This is a genomic window from Pseudomonas sp. SGAir0191 (genome assembly GCF_002812565.2).
GTDB lineage: Bacteria > Pseudomonadota > Gammaproteobacteria > Pseudomonadales > Pseudomonadaceae > Aquipseudomonas > Aquipseudomonas parafulva_B.
On sequence record NZ_CP025035.2, the window covers coordinates 2,613,206 to 2,626,487 of the forward strand.

General features: G+C 61.0%; 10 protein-coding genes. 5 read left to right on the forward strand and 5 right to left on the reverse strand.

The features are described 5' to 3' along the window. Both CWR53_RS11675 and CWR53_RS11680 read right to left on the reverse strand, forming a co-directional pair. On the reverse strand, nt 1-2,184 hold the full coding sequence (locus tag CWR53_RS11675; RefSeq protein ID WP_100851580.1) for a response regulator: 2,184 nt from the start codon (nt 2,182-2,184) through the stop codon (nt 1-3). A gap of 135 nt (nt 2,185-2,319) precedes the next feature. Then, complete coding sequence (locus tag CWR53_RS11680) at nt 2,320-3,024, reverse strand: NUDIX domain-containing protein (protein ID WP_058605904.1); 705 nt, start codon at nt 3,022-3,024, stop codon at nt 2,320-2,322. 137 nt (nt 3,025-3,161) lie between these two features. On the opposite strand from CWR53_RS11680, the gene CWR53_RS11685 reads away from it, so the two are divergent. The 3 genes from CWR53_RS11685 to trbK all read left to right on the forward strand — a co-directional run bounded on the left by CWR53_RS11685 (nt 3,162) and on the right by trbK (nt 5,353). Next, on the forward strand, nt 3,162-3,812 hold the full coding sequence (locus CWR53_RS11685) for an isochorismatase family protein (RefSeq protein ID WP_100851581.1): 651 nt from the start codon (nt 3,162-3,164) through the stop codon (nt 3,810-3,812). After that, nucleotides 3,809-5,011, forward strand: coding sequence for a nicotinate phosphoribosyltransferase (pncB, locus tag CWR53_RS11690; protein WP_100851582.1), 1,203 nt, complete (start codon nt 3,809-3,811; stop codon nt 5,009-5,011). The genes CWR53_RS11685 and pncB overlap by 4 nt, the downstream gene beginning before the upstream one ends. Nucleotides 5,012-5,107: 96 nt before the next feature. Beyond that, nucleotides 5,108-5,353 carry an entry exclusion lipoprotein TrbK gene (trbK, locus tag CWR53_RS11695; RefSeq protein ID WP_058605907.1) on the forward strand — a complete coding sequence of 82 codons (246 nt, stop codon included), beginning with the start codon at nt 5,108-5,110 and terminating at the stop codon, nt 5,351-5,353. An 85-nt stretch (nt 5,354-5,438) separates the two neighbouring features. Here trbK and CWR53_RS11700 read toward each other — a convergent pair whose 3' ends face one another. Then, on the reverse strand, nt 5,439-6,356 hold the full coding sequence (locus CWR53_RS11700) for a LysR family transcriptional regulator (protein ID WP_100851583.1): 918 nt from the start codon (nt 6,354-6,356) through the stop codon (nt 5,439-5,441). Nucleotides 6,357-6,466: 110 nt separating this feature from the next. On the opposite strand from CWR53_RS11700, the gene CWR53_RS11705 reads away from it, so the two are divergent. Together CWR53_RS11705 and ppnN are read left to right on the forward strand one after the other, a co-directional pair. After that, the gene (locus CWR53_RS11705; RefSeq protein ID WP_100851584.1) at nt 6,467-7,528 is read left to right on the forward strand and encodes a YeiH family protein; all 1,062 of its coding nucleotides are present in this window, start codon (nt 6,467-6,469) and stop codon (nt 7,526-7,528) included. Nucleotides 7,529-7,660: 132 nt separating this feature from the next. After that, nucleotides 7,661-9,034: a nucleotide 5'-monophosphate nucleosidase PpnN gene (ppnN, locus tag CWR53_RS11710; protein WP_058638370.1), complete on the forward strand. Its 1,374-nt coding sequence runs from the start codon at nt 7,661-7,663 to the stop codon at nt 9,032-9,034. Between the two features lie 179 nt (nt 9,035-9,213). Here the strand turns inward: ppnN and CWR53_RS11715 are convergent, their stop codons facing one another. Together CWR53_RS11715 and CWR53_RS11720 are read right to left on the reverse strand one after the other, a co-directional pair. Next, nucleotides 9,214-10,362: a GGDEF domain-containing protein gene (locus CWR53_RS11715; protein WP_058605911.1), complete on the reverse strand. Its 1,149-nt coding sequence runs from the start codon at nt 10,360-10,362 to the stop codon at nt 9,214-9,216. Between the two features lie 281 nt (nt 10,363-10,643). Then, complete coding sequence (locus CWR53_RS11720; protein ID WP_100851585.1) at nt 10,644-13,184, reverse strand: EAL domain-containing protein; 2,541 nt, start codon at nt 13,182-13,184, stop codon at nt 10,644-10,646. Nucleotides 13,185-13,282 lie beyond the last annotated feature (98 nt).

Sequence of the window (13,282 nt, forward strand, 5' to 3'; positions counted from 1 at the left end):
TCAGCCTCGGTTAAGGGTAGTCCCGGCCAGCAGGCGCGCCACGCTCTGGGCGAGTTCGGCGCGTCGATAAGGCTTGCGCAGCACTTCGAAACCGCTTAGCTGGCGCGGCGTCAAATTGGCATAGCCCGTGATGATCAGCACCGGCAGCTCGCTGTGATGCTGGCGCATTTGCTGGGCAAAGCGTACACCGGTCATCTCCGGCATGACGTGGTCGGTCACCAACACATCAGGCAGCCACCCCTTTTCCACCAAGCGCAAAGCGGCCACGGCACTTGGCGCTTCGGTCACCTCATAGCCCAGGTCGCGCAATTGCAAAGCCGTTGCGTGACGCACAATCTCTTCGTCGTCCACCAACAACACCCGGCTTGGACGCTCGGCCACAGGTCCGTCGCAAGCCTCGGCATCGCGATGGGTGGGCAACGCATCGCTGGCCGGCAGCCACAATGTCGCCTGGGTGCCTTTCCCTGGCGTGGACTGGATCTCGAACCCTCCGCCGGATTGAACCGCCAAGCCCTGGACCATGGGCAAGCCCAGGCCAGTCCCCTTGCCCACCTCCTTGGTAGAAAAGAAGGGTTCGATGCACCGCCTGAGCTGTTCATCGTCCATACCGCAGCCATTGTCCCTGACCTGAATCCATACCAGACGTTTGCCCGCAAGGTCCTCGGGGGGTGTCAGGCAGTAGGTGTCATCACCGGCAATGATTTGCAGCTGACCGGCGCCGCCGATAGCATCCCGGGCATTGACCGCCAGATTCAGCAGGGCCAGCTCCAGTTGGTGAGGATCCACCACGACGCAGGGCAACGACGGGTCGATATTCACATGCACGGCAATGGTGGGTCCGAGCGAACGCGCCATCAACTCGTGCATGTCCTCGACCAGGGCTGCCAAGGATACCGGTTGCGGTTTGAGTGTCTGACGGCGTGCAAAGCTGAGCAGGCGAGCGACCAGATTGCGCGCCCGTTCTGCTGCCTGCAGGCCCCCGTCGATCAGCCGGGGCGCGCGCTCGGCATGTGGATGCCGGCGCAGCAGCTCGAACGACCCAATGATCGGCGTGAGCATGTTGTTGAGGTCGTGGGCGATACCGCCGGTCAATTGCCCGATCATCTCCATCTTGTGGGCTTCGTGCAGTTGCATCATGACTGATTCGCGCTGGGCCAGCGCCGTGGCAACCCGCTCCTCAAGGCTCTGGTTTAGCAAGTGCAACGCCTGCTCGGCACGGGCATGGAGGATTGCAGCCCACACTTGCTTGGCGGTTTCCTCCACAAGCTGACAGTCCTCCTCGAAGCACCCTCGCGCATCGCTGAAATGAACGCCTAACACTGCTTCGAGTCGCCCACCCCGTAGCACAGGGGCATGCAAGGCGGTGCTTATGCCCGCCAGACAAGGCTCAGGCTGTTCGTACCTGTGCTGAACGGTCCTGCCATCGCTCAATTGCTCATACAAGTCGGCGCCGAACGTCATGTACGAATGGGTGCCCACCAAGGACGCCACGCCATCGGACCAATCATGGCTGACTTTGAAACCAACACCGTCGCCTTTGTCTTCACCGAAGCAGACCCTGGCTGCGCCCAACTCCTGGGCCAGACGCTGAACGGCATACGACTCGATACGTGCGGCATCACCCAGCCCAGGCAATGTACGGCTCAATTCCAGGAGAAAAGCCTGGCGCTGGTGGAAACGCACGCGGTCCGTGGTCTCGGTGACCAGGCACAAGACCCCGCCGACGCTTGCATCAGCCTCGCGCACGGCGGAATACGACACGTCGAAATACACTGTCTCACCGTGCCCTCGGCGCTCGATGTAGAAGGGACGGTCCTTGGCCGAAAACGTCTGTCCTGTTTCACGCACACCGCGCAGCAACGGTTCGAGGTCGTCCCACAGTTCGGCCCAGTGCTCGCGCGCCGGGCGCCCGAGGGCTTGCGGGTGCTTATGACCAATAGTGGGCGCATAGGCATCGTTGTACAGCGCGACATAATCCGGGCCCCAGAACAATACGACCTGGGTCTGCGCGGGCAGCAATGTGGCCATGGCGGCCTGAAGGTGCGGGGACCAGCCATGCGGCGTCCCAAGTGGCGAATTCTCCCAGTTCATCGTTTGGAGCAGACGGCCAATCTCACCGCCATTGAGCAGGAAGCTCAGCGGTGTGGAGGCGTCGTCGATTAGAGGGGTTTGAAGCGATCTCATGTCAGGGGAATCCGCGGCACAGGCCAGCCATCTCTGGATAAGAGGCATTGATTCGCGGTTCGTTCCACTGAGATTGATCAGTCGTTCAATGTCAGTGTTGACCGCCCCGCGCACTCAATCTGCCAGAAGGGACGCTTAACTGCCCTCCGGCAGCAGGCTACGGTCGAACATGAATGGCCCCTGCCCTTGCGCCATGTATTGGTACAGTTGCTGCGGACGCCCCATGGGTGGCTGATTCTTTTCGCCTGTGTCCCTGACCCAGCCGAGCACGCGCAAACGCTCCAGGCGCTTGCGCAGCGACGTTGCATTTACAGGCTGGCCCAGACAGGCCTGCATGGCCCCCAGCGCGTCGAGCACGGTGAACCGGGTGTCGAGCAGGTACAACGGCAAACTGCTGTAGACGGACTTGGCCGCGAGCCGCTCACAGGCTCGGCGCGCCAACAAGTTGTGATCGAATGGCAGCAGCACCCTGCTATCTACCACGTCGGCGAGGTCGAAAAAGGCTAGTTGCTCATCCTCGACTTCCTGGCGGGCGGGCAACAGCGCCAAATAGCAGGTGCTCAATGACCAACCCCGCGGATCCCGAAAGGCATTGCCTTCAGTGCCGACTTGCTCCAGATAGTGTGGCTGTACGCGCGCTTTTTCGCTCAAGGCGCGATGGGCAGCGCTCTGGAGGCTGGTATCAGGCGTGCGCCCATTGATGATCACCCCAGGCAGTGCCCATTGGCCCTGATGCGGTTCTCGCTCACGGCGATGCAAAAGCACCTGCAGGTGCTCGCTGCCGGGCGGCAGGCGCAGCGCGACGATGTCGACGCTTGCCAGGACTTCAGCTGTACTCACTCGTAACTCCTTGACCGAAGTCTTTTATAGTTCACCAGAGCGAATAAGTAAATCGGCCGTAACGTCCAGATAATGGATGCTTGACACATATACAACACCAGGTGGATTATGTAGCCATTCCAGCGAGGAGAACCTCCATGAAAATCGCCAGCTTCGATGTCGACGCACAAATAGGCTTCACGTGCCATGCGCCCGAGGAACTCCCAGTCCCCGAGGGTCATGAAATCGCACCAGACCTCAACGTCATGGCACAACGGGCCGACCTGCGACTGGGCAGCAAGGATGCACATCCCGCCAATGCCGCGTGGGTAGTGGCCCAAGCCACGCAGATGCTGCAGCCGCTGACCCTGGCCAACGCGGACCTCACCTGGGTCAGTCATTGCGTCCCTGGCACTCCCGGTTTCGAGCTGCTGCCAGGCCTGCCTGCCCCCATCGAGTACGACTATTTCGTGTGGAAAGGCGTGGAGCCCGACCTGCATCCCTATGGTGCCTGCTACCACGACTTGGCCGAACGCCGCTCCACCGGCGTCATCGAATACCTCAAGGTGCATCAGGTGGGTGCTGTCATCGTTGGCGGGCTCGCACTGGACTACTGCGTGCGCACCACGGCCCGACAATTGCGCCAGGCCGGGTTCGAGGTGCTGCTGTACCTACCGGCCTGCCGCGCCCTGAGCCAGGCCGGTGCGATAGAGGCCTGCGGCGCCCTGGCTGCCGACGGTGTGAAGCTGTGCGGCGACGAGTCGGCCCTCGACCATCAACTGGCCCTGATCAAGGAGCAAGCAGCATGAGTGACAGCGTATTTGGCCCCCGTATCGTTCAGAACCTGCTGGACACCGATTTCTACAAGATCACCATGATGCAGGCGGTGCTGCACAACTACCCCAATGCCGAGGTGGAGTGGGAATTTCGCTGCCGCAACGGTGAAAACCTGGCCCCGTATCTCGCAGAAATCCGCTACCAGGTCGAGCAACTCGCCGAAGTCACCGTCACCCAGGATCAGCTTGCTTACCTTGAGAAGATTCCCTTCATCAAGCCTGACTTCATTCGCTTTCTTAGCCTGTTCCGCTTCAACTTGCGCTACGTGCATGTTGGCCTGGACGACGCCGGCCAGCTTGCGATACGCGTACGCGGCCCCTGGTTGCACGTCATCCTGTACGAAATCCCGTTGCTGGCGATCATCAGCGAAGTCCGCAACCGTTACCGCTACCGGGAGGTGGTGATCGAGCAGGTACGCGAACAGTTGTACCGCAACCTCGACTGGCTCAAGGCCCAGGCCAGCAGTGACGAATTGGCAGGCTTTCAGCTGGCGGATTTCGGCACTCGTCGACGCTTCTCATATCGGGTGCAGGAAGAGGTGGTGCACATCCTCAAGCGCGATTTCCCAGGCCGCTTCGTCGGCACCAGCAACGTGCACCTGGCCCGGGAATACGAGCTACGGCCAATTGGTACCATGGCCCACGAATGGTTCATGGCCCACCAGCAGTTGGGTCCTCGCCTGGTGGACAGCCAGGCTGCAGCCTTGGAGTGCTGGGTGCGCGAGTATCGCGGCCTGCTCGGTATCGCGCTGACCGACTGCATCACCATGGATGCCTTCCTTGGGGTCTTCGACCTCTATTTCGCCAAGCTCTTCGACGGCCTGCGTCACGACTCGGGCGACCCGCTGGCGTGGGCGGAGAAAGCCATCGCGCACTACCACCGGCTGGGTATCGACCCGAAGACCAAGACCCTGATCTTCTCGGACGGCCTGGACATGCCGAAGGCGCTTGGGCTTTACCGCGCGCTGCACGAGCGCATCAACGTGAGTTTTGGCATCGGGACGCGCCTGACCTGCGACATCCCGGGGGTCGAGCCGATGAACATGGTGATCAAGATGACGGCCTGCAACGGTGCGCCGGTGGCCAAGATTTCCGACAGCCCAGGCAAGACGCAGTGCCGCGATGAAAATTTCGTGGCCTATTTGAAGCACGTATTCAACGTAGGCGCGTGACTTTCTGCAGGTGGCATCGCAAGGACAGTGTCCGTATCATGCTGCCCGGTTCAACAATCACCTCCCCTTTCAGCGCACCAGGAGAAAGATCGCGATATGGACATCAAATTGGCAAAGCTGGTCACGGCAATGGGCTTGGCAGCCTTGCTCGCAGGCTGCAGTGAAGAAACGGTGCCCGAGCCGACCGCTGAGAACTGCACCCCGCAGATGCAGGAGAAAATTCTGGCGGATTTGTCCAAAGAGGCCAATCGCAATACCTTTACCGCCAACTGCAACAGCTTCCTCCAAGCCCGCAAGCATACCGACTGGACCTTCAAGAAGAGCCCGAAAGACGACTTCTGATGAGGTAGCGGCGGCCCTGACAGCACACGTGCCGCGTGGCAGTCGGGCTGCCTTGCGGCGATGTCTGCAGGGACGGGCGCATGTTTCATGAATTGCCGGTGGTGCGTGAAACGTGGGTCGAAGCCCCGGAGAAGGCCACACAAAGATCGTGAAAGCGGGCAGCCGCTCGAGAGGGTGAGCCTGCGTGGGGCAGGACTATCGAAAACCGGCGAACCAGTGAACGCGGCCCCACCTGGACCTTGCGTAAAACCATCCCTTCGTGACGAATCGACATGGCAGACACGAAACCTACGCCCATACCGGCGCGTACTGCTTCCTTCACCCCCTCCACGCCGGCGATCTCCAGGCCAATCCTCATCTGTAGTTGACTGTTGGCAAACGCTTGCTCGACGACCTGACGCACGCCCGAGCCCTGCTCACGCAGCACTATTGGGAAGTCGGCCACCTCCTTCAAGGCGCGAGGTCCGGCGCAAGCCAAGGGGTGTGCAACCGGGACGATGGCGACGATTTCGTCCTCCAGCCACTCGGTCACGCCAGTGCCCACGGGCAGGTCTCGCCCCGGCGGCCCTTCGATCAACGCCAAGTCCACGTCACCCAAGGCGGCGACGATTTCGGCGGTGTTGCCCTGGATGGTGGTGATCACCACCTCAGGGTAGCGTGCCTTGAATTGGGCGATCAGGTACGGCAGCGCGTAGCTTGCAGGCGTAGTGCTGGCACCGATCCGCAATGTGCCGCGCTGAAGGCCGCGCATCGCTTCGCGAAGTGACCGCGCCTGATCGAACGTATCGCGCAGGCGAGTCGCATACGCCAGTAGCTGTTCACCTGCTGCTGTCAGGCGCACCCCGCGCCCTGCCCGGTGATAAAGAGGCTCGCCAAACGCCTCCTGCATAAGTTTGAGTTGGCCAGACACCGCTGGCTGAGACAGATGCAGGGCCAATGCGGCATGGCTGATGTTGCCGTGCTCGGCGACGACGGCGAAAGTTATAAGCTGCTCTGGAGTCATCCCGAAAAACTATCAGCTAAATGGATATTTTTCATCCCTAATTACGATTTTTCATAAGCTTATAACCAACATACCGTGGTGTTCATTGATTCCAGTTGCTGGAGAATTCCATGACACCTGCCCCTTCTACGCCATCTGACGCACCTGCCGCGCACCGCTGCGCAACGCTCAAGGGTGTGCTTTTCGTTACCGTTCTCGCGCTTGGCATCAGCCAGGCGGCTGCCCTGCCCCTCTTCGTCCAGCTTGGCCTCAGCCCGTTGATCCTCGGCATCGTGGCCGGCGCGTTCGTTGGCAATGTGCTGAAAGATCGCTTGCCGGCCTGCTATGCACAGGGCATACACTTCTGCGCCCGGGCCCTGCTCCGGGTTGCCGTCGCCTTGTTCGGCCTGCGGATCAGCTTGCAGGAAATTGCACACGTTGGCTGGCCTGGCCTGGTGATCTCGCTGCTGGTGATCAGCAGCACATTGGCGATAGGCCTGTGGTGTGGCATGAAACTGCTCGGGCTTGACCGCGAGACTGCTCTGCTTACAGCTGCGGGCAGCGCCATCTGCGGGGCTGCGGCCGTTTTGGCCTTTGAATCGGCACTGCGCAGCGCGCCGCATAAAAGTGCAGTGGCCGTAGGCAGCGTGGTGCTGTTCGGCACGGCGTCGATGTTTTTCTATCCCTTTCTGATTCAGGCTGGCTGGCTGCACCTGGATGCCCAGACCGCTGGGCTTTGGCTGGGCGGCACCCTCCATGAAGTGGCTCAAGTAGTCGGCGCCGCCAGTACCCTCGGCCCTGATGCCAGCCATGTGGCAACCATCGTGAAAATGACGCGTGTGATGCTGCTGGTGCCTGTCTTGTTACTGGTTGGCTTGTGGATCAGCCGTACCCCAAAATCCGGCTTGGCGTCAGGCAAGGGTCGGCTCACGGTGCCGTGGTTTGCGTTCGGGTTTCTGGCACTGGTAGCGGTCAATTCGCTAGAGGTTCTACCTTTGAGCCTGCGCGAAGCCGTCAACGGCTTGGACACCTTTGCGTTGACCATGGCCATGACGGCATTGGGCATGGAAACCCGCTTCGAACAGATACGCCACGCCGGGCCTCGCGTGCTGGCAACGGGGGCAATCCTCAACGTGTGGCTGTTTGGGGGCGGCTTGGCCATTACCCTGGCCGTGCAGCGGCTGCTGGGGTGATTGTTTCGCAATGCGCGCCGCTGGGGCCGCCATGAAGTGCCGGGCTTTTTTTGCATGCCTCTCGTTGCCGCTTCCATTTCTCGGTATGGTGTGGTCAAAGAAGGATGTTTTACCCGCACAGGAAAGACTTAGATGCCCCAACGCCATGTCATCAATGCATCCGTCAGCCCCAAAGGCAGCCTAGAAACGCTGTCCCAACGTGAAGTACAGCAACTGAGCGAAGCCGGCTCCGGCACTCTTTACACCCTGTTCCGCCAGTGCGCCCTGGCCATCCTCAACACCGGCGCCCATGTCGACAATGCCAAGACCATCCTCGAGGCCTACCAGGATTTCGAAGTGCGCATCCATCAGCAGGACCGAGGCGTTCGCCTGGAGCTGCTGAACGCCCCGGCAGATGCCTTCGTCGATGGTGAAATGATCGCCAGTACCCGGGAGATGCTCTTCAGCGCCTTGCGCGATATCGTGTATACCGAAAGCGAGCTGGCCAGCCAGCGCATCGATCTGGAAAGCTCCCAGGGCATCACCGATTACGTGTTCCACTTGCTGCGCAACGCCCGCACCCTGCGTCCTGGCGTCGAGCCGAAGATGGTGGTGTGCTGGGGCGGTCACTCGATCAGCACCGAGGAATACCAGTACACCAAGAAGGTGGGCCATGAGCTGGGCCTGCGTAAGCTGGACGTGTGCACCGGTTGCGGCCCTGGCGTCATGAAAGGCCCGATGAAAGGTGCCACCATTGCCCATGCCAAACAGCGCATGCAGGGCAGTCGCTACCTGGGCCTGACGGAACCGGGCATCATTGCCGCCGAGGCGCCCAACCCGATCGTCAACGAACTGGTGATCCTGCCAGATATCGAGAAGCGCCTGGAGGCGTTCGTGCGGGTCGGTCACGGCATCATTATCTTCCCGGGCGGTGCAGGCACGGCAGAAGAATTCCTGTACCTGCTGGGTATCCTGATGCATCCGGATAACCAGGATGTACCCTTCCCGGTCGTGCTGACGGGCCCACGCAGTGCAGAGCCCTACCTGCAGCAATTGCATGCCTTCGTCGGCGCAACGCTCGGCGAGGCAGCGCATCGGTTGTACGAGATCATCATTGACGACCCGGCTGAAGTGGCGCGCCACATGGTCGAAGGGCTCAAGCAGGTCAAGCAGTTCCGTCGCGAACGCAACGATGCGTTCCATTTCAACTGGTTGCTCAGGATCGAAGAGAGCTTCCAGCGACCCTTCGACCCCACTCACCAGGCCATGGCTGACCTGGATCTGCGTCGCGAATTGCCACCTCACGAACTGGCGGCCAATTTGCGCCGAGCGTTTTCCGGGATTGTGGCGGGTAACGTTAAGGACAAGGGCATTCGCCTGATTGAAGAGCACGGGCCCTACCAGATTCGCGGTGACAGCGCTGTGTTGGATCCGCTGGGGCGTTTGCTGCAGGCATTCGTTGACCAGCATCGGATGAAGTTGCCGGGTGGGGCGGCTTATGTGCCTTGCTATCAGGTTGTGACTTGATTCACGCTTGACGGATAAAAGGGTCGCTGCAATGGATGGCGCAGCGGCCCCAGCCTACAAACTTCCCAGCCGCTTTTGCCCGAACACTGCGGCCCACTCCGGCCGGTGAGGCCTACAGGGCTGCACACGTAGATCAATGACGAGGCAGGATTAGCCGAACAACCGCACCCCTACCTCGCTCAAGAAAACTCGCCACCTGTCACCTGTCGCTCCACAAATCGAATGCTGTTGCGCCCTGCGCGCTTGGACTCGTACAACGCCACATCCCCCTGCTCGATCAGCGCCGCCAGACTCGCTGGCGCCTGGTCAAACACATTCACCCCAATGCTCAACGTCACCGCTGCAGGTGTCGGGACTGCCCCGCCGGCATAGGCCTGAAATTGCTCGCGCAATCCCTTGGCCAACCCCAGGACCCCTTCACGGCTTGCCCCACTGAGCAAAATCACGAACTCATCCCCGCCCAACCGTGCCGCCAGGGAGCGCTCGGGCAACACCGCACGAATCATTTCACTCAAGGCCACCAGCAACCGGTCCCCCGCTGCATGCCCATGCAGGTCGTTCACCAGCTTGAAATTGTCGATATCGATCAACAACAACGCTGCAGGCCGGACATTGCTGACCTCCTTGAAGAAAGGCCCCGCACGCACTTCCAGGGCACGCCGGTTGTACAGCGCAGTCAGCGGATCCCGTGCGGCCAGGCGAGCGATGCGTTCTTCGCGGCGGTAGCGAACCGTGCCTGTCATCGACAACGCGATTAGCATGATCGCCATGGCACCCTCCACCAGGGAGACCTGGATGATCAACCCCCCGAAACTGGCCAGGTCAATCAACGTGCCCGGCGCAATCGCAATGATCGCCTTGATCACGTAGAACAACCCATGGACCAGAAGCACGTACCGCAACTGGACTGCACCTACGCTCAGCGACTGCCCATGCGGCTGCAGCAGGCTACTGGCCTTCAAGGTCAGGGCGGCAACCAGCAGCGAGTTGGCCATCAGCATGACTTTCGACCACTCTGGGCCTGCAGGCAGCAGTAACAGGGCAAACCAGATCAGCACGATCACCAGCCAGGCCCGCGAAATCCGGTCCTGGGTGAAGCGCAGCACGCCTAGCAGGAACAAGCCATGGGCCACGACCAGCAGGCCGTTCGCGAACCAGATGCCGATGAACAAAAGGCCAACGCCTCGCAGCAGCGCCAAGGTGCAACCGACGGTAATGGTCGCGAACCCGGCGCTCCAGTACAGCAACGATGACTCGCGGACACTGCGCCACTCTATTGCCAGGTACAACGCCGCCGCTGCCGCCAAGGCGATGGAAATGGTGAGCATGGTAGGTGGGTCTAGCGCCATGGCGGGTGTAGCCTATCGAAGTGGTTCGTAAAGACGGCGATTGTATGCGCTCACGCTGGATTTTCAGAGCAGCAGACGACCGCGTGCGCCAGACTTTTCTGCTGCCGTGACTTGCAGCTTCATAGCAGCCCTCTGGTAGGCGCGGCCCTTGTGCCGCGATGGGCCGCGCAGCGGCCCCGGCGATCCGTGGTACAGCGTTCAAATCCCAGGGCCGCTGCGCGGCCCATCGCGGCACAAGGCCCGCTCCTACACGTGCTGCGTTAATCAGGGGTATGTGTGGCGGCCGACGCCATCAATGAGATCAACGCCTGGTTGTCCACCGGACGACTCAACCAGTAACCCTGCACCTCATGGCACTGGTCATCACTGAGCAAAGCGAGCTGCTCCGCAGTTTCCACCCCCTCGGCCGTGACCGTCATGCCCATGGCGTTCCCCAGGCTGATGATCGCCTGCACCACACTGCGGTCACTGCTGCTCTTGCCCAGCGACTGGACGAACCGACGATCGATCTTGATGCTGTCGAACGGATAAGTACGCAGGTAGCCCAGTGACGAATAGCCTGTGCCGAAGTCGTCCATGTTCAAGCGCACACCAAGTTCCTTCAATGCGTTCATCGTCTGCAACGCGCCTTCAACGTCGTTGAGCATCACGTTCTCGGTGATTTCCAACTCCAGCCGGTGCGCAGGCAGCCCGGTGGTGCGCAAGGCCTCGGCCACATCGCGTACCACGTCGCTGCGGCTGAACTGGGCAGGCGACATGTTCACGGACACCAGCACATCGAGCGGCCAGGCTCCTGCCTCCTTGCAAGCCTCCTGCAGCACCCAGTTGCCCAGCAACACGATCACATCGCTTTCCTCGGCAAAGCCGACAAATTCGTCCGGCATCAGCAACCCAAGGCGGGGGTGCTGCCAGCGCACCAGCGCTTCGGCGGAGGCGATCGTTACCCCGTCCACCTTGAACCGTGGCTGGAAATGCAAACGCAGTTCGCCACGGGGGATGCCTTCGCGCAGCTCCTGTTCGAGTACGCGCTTTTCAAGCAATGCAGCGCTCATCTGCGTGGAGAAATACCGCCATGTGTTCTTGCCCGATTGCTTGGCCCCGTACAGCGCGACGTCGGCATAACGGATCAGGTCGCTAGGGCCACCTGGGTAATCGTCGGAGATGACCACACCCAGGCTGGCGCCTATCTGTACCTTGTGGTGCTCCACCGCCATCGGCTGCTTGAGGGTGTCGATGAGCCGGGCACAGAACCGGTCGAGTTCATCACGCGTGCCCGGTGCGATCAGGACGATGACGAACTCGTCCCCGCCCAGGCGCGCTACCAGGTCGCTGGAACGGGTCATTTGACCAAGCCGCGTCGCCACCTCCATCAACACTGCATCACCGGCCGGGTGGCCGAGGCTGTCATTGATTGGCTTGAAGTTGTCCAGGTCGAGCATCAGCACGGCCCGCGACACCTTGGCGCTGTCCTCGAGGAAGCGGAACAGCTTGTTACGGTTGGGCAGCCCGGTCAGGGCGTCATGTTGTGACAGGTGCTGAATTCGGGCATGGGCTGCCACCTCATCGGTGATGTCGGTACAGGTGCCGCGGAATCCCTTGCAGATTTTGTGCTCGATGATGGCCCTGGCCGCGATTCGGCACTCGCGTCGCTGCCCGGCCTTGTCCAGGTAATGGCAGCGCAGCGTGCCGGTAGACTCGCTGGCGCCCAGGCTGTGCAGCCAGGTTTCGACATGACCGGTTTCACAATCGAACAACGTGCAGATCGGCTGATTGAGCCAGAGCTCGGCGTCGTGCCCGGTCAGTTCGGCAAAGCGTGGTGAAAGATAGATCAGGTGCTGCTGCGCATCGGTCTCCCAGATCCAGTCGGAAGCCGCCTCGGCCACGGCCTTGAAGCGCGCTTCGCTGGCCTCCAGCGCCCGCTTGGAAATAGCCAGCTGATGGTAGCTGCGGTCAATGTCGGCGCTGGTGCGCATGGCATAGCGTGCAAGCAATACCATCAGCGCCAGGATGATCAGCAGCGCCACCGCCAGCGGTGTGAATACCGTTTGCAACAGATCGCTGCCGGGCTGGTCCATGCGCCAGGTCAAACGATAGGGAACCCCCTGAAGTCGCAAATGCCCCATATCGTCCGCAGCATTGTCGCTTGCAGCGATAGCCAAGTCCGTGAGGCCGGCCGTCTTACCCATCTGACTCAACAAGTCGGCCTCGATCAATCGAATGAAGACCATCACCGAGTGATGCTTAGCCAGGCTGTCGGCGAGGCCAGGAGGACGTATCACGGCAGAGGTGAAGACCGCAGGCTGGCCTGCAAACATGACGTAGCCCGACGCCGGTTGCTTCTGCGCCATGGCCTGGCGGGCTTGTTGCAGGATGCGATGACCCTCGGGGCTGAAGTGATCGAAACCCAAGTCTGTCAGACGCCCTTGCACTATTGCATAAAGCGTACCTTGATCGTCCAGGACGAACACGCCCGCATAGCCATCATCGCTATAGAGCGTGGCACCAACGTTGCCCTCATCGAACGCCCATTGCCGGTCCGCTGGACGCGCCAGATGGTCGTAAGCTGCCTGCCAGGAAGCATGGGTCCACAGATAGGCGCGCTCGGCCTTGTGCAACTGTGCCAAGGCCGCATTCGCATGGAATCGGCTTTGTTCCAGTTCCCGCTGATCGAGCGAAACGGCGATGCGATAAAGCGACACCAGCCCCAGGATCATCGCCAACAAAAGCAGGCCCGAAAAAGCCAGCACAAGGCGGCGAACCATACGGCTGCGCGGCGAATCATTGCCAAAAGCTGCTTCCATTCCTTGAGCGCCTATTGTCGGGGATGCACAGGGTGGACCTACAGCGTGCCCGGCCGATCAACGCTATCGACCATCGGGCAGGCCGCACTACAGCCCCT

Excerpts from the sequence above, each read along its gene's own strand:
- CWR53_RS11675 (WP_100851580.1), bottom strand. The coding sequence starts at position 2,184 with ATGAGATCGCTTCAAACCCCTCTAATCGACGACGCCTCCACACCGCTG.
- ppnN (WP_058638370.1), top strand. The coding sequence starts at position 7,661 with ATGCCCCAACGCCATGTCATCAATGCATCCGTCAGCCCCAAAGGCAGC.
- CWR53_RS11700 (WP_100851583.1), bottom strand. The coding sequence starts at position 6,356 with ATGACTCCAGAGCAGCTTATAACTTTCGCCGTCGTCGCCGAGCACGGC.
- pncB (WP_100851582.1), top strand. The coding sequence starts at position 3,809 with ATGAGTGACAGCGTATTTGGCCCCCGTATCGTTCAGAACCTGCTGGAC.
- CWR53_RS11685 (WP_100851581.1), top strand. The coding sequence starts at position 3,162 with ATGAAAATCGCCAGCTTCGATGTCGACGCACAAATAGGCTTCACGTGC.
- CWR53_RS11720 (WP_100851585.1), bottom strand. The coding sequence starts at position 13,184 with ATGGAAGCAGCTTTTGGCAATGATTCGCCGCGCAGCCGTATGGTTCGC.
- trbK (WP_058605907.1), top strand. The coding sequence starts at position 5,108 with ATGGACATCAAATTGGCAAAGCTGGTCACGGCAATGGGCTTGGCAGCC.
- CWR53_RS11715 (WP_058605911.1), bottom strand. The coding sequence starts at position 10,362 with ATGCTCACCATTTCCATCGCCTTGGCGGCAGCGGCGGCGTTGTACCTG.
- CWR53_RS11705 (WP_100851584.1), top strand. The coding sequence starts at position 6,467 with ATGACACCTGCCCCTTCTACGCCATCTGACGCACCTGCCGCGCACCGC.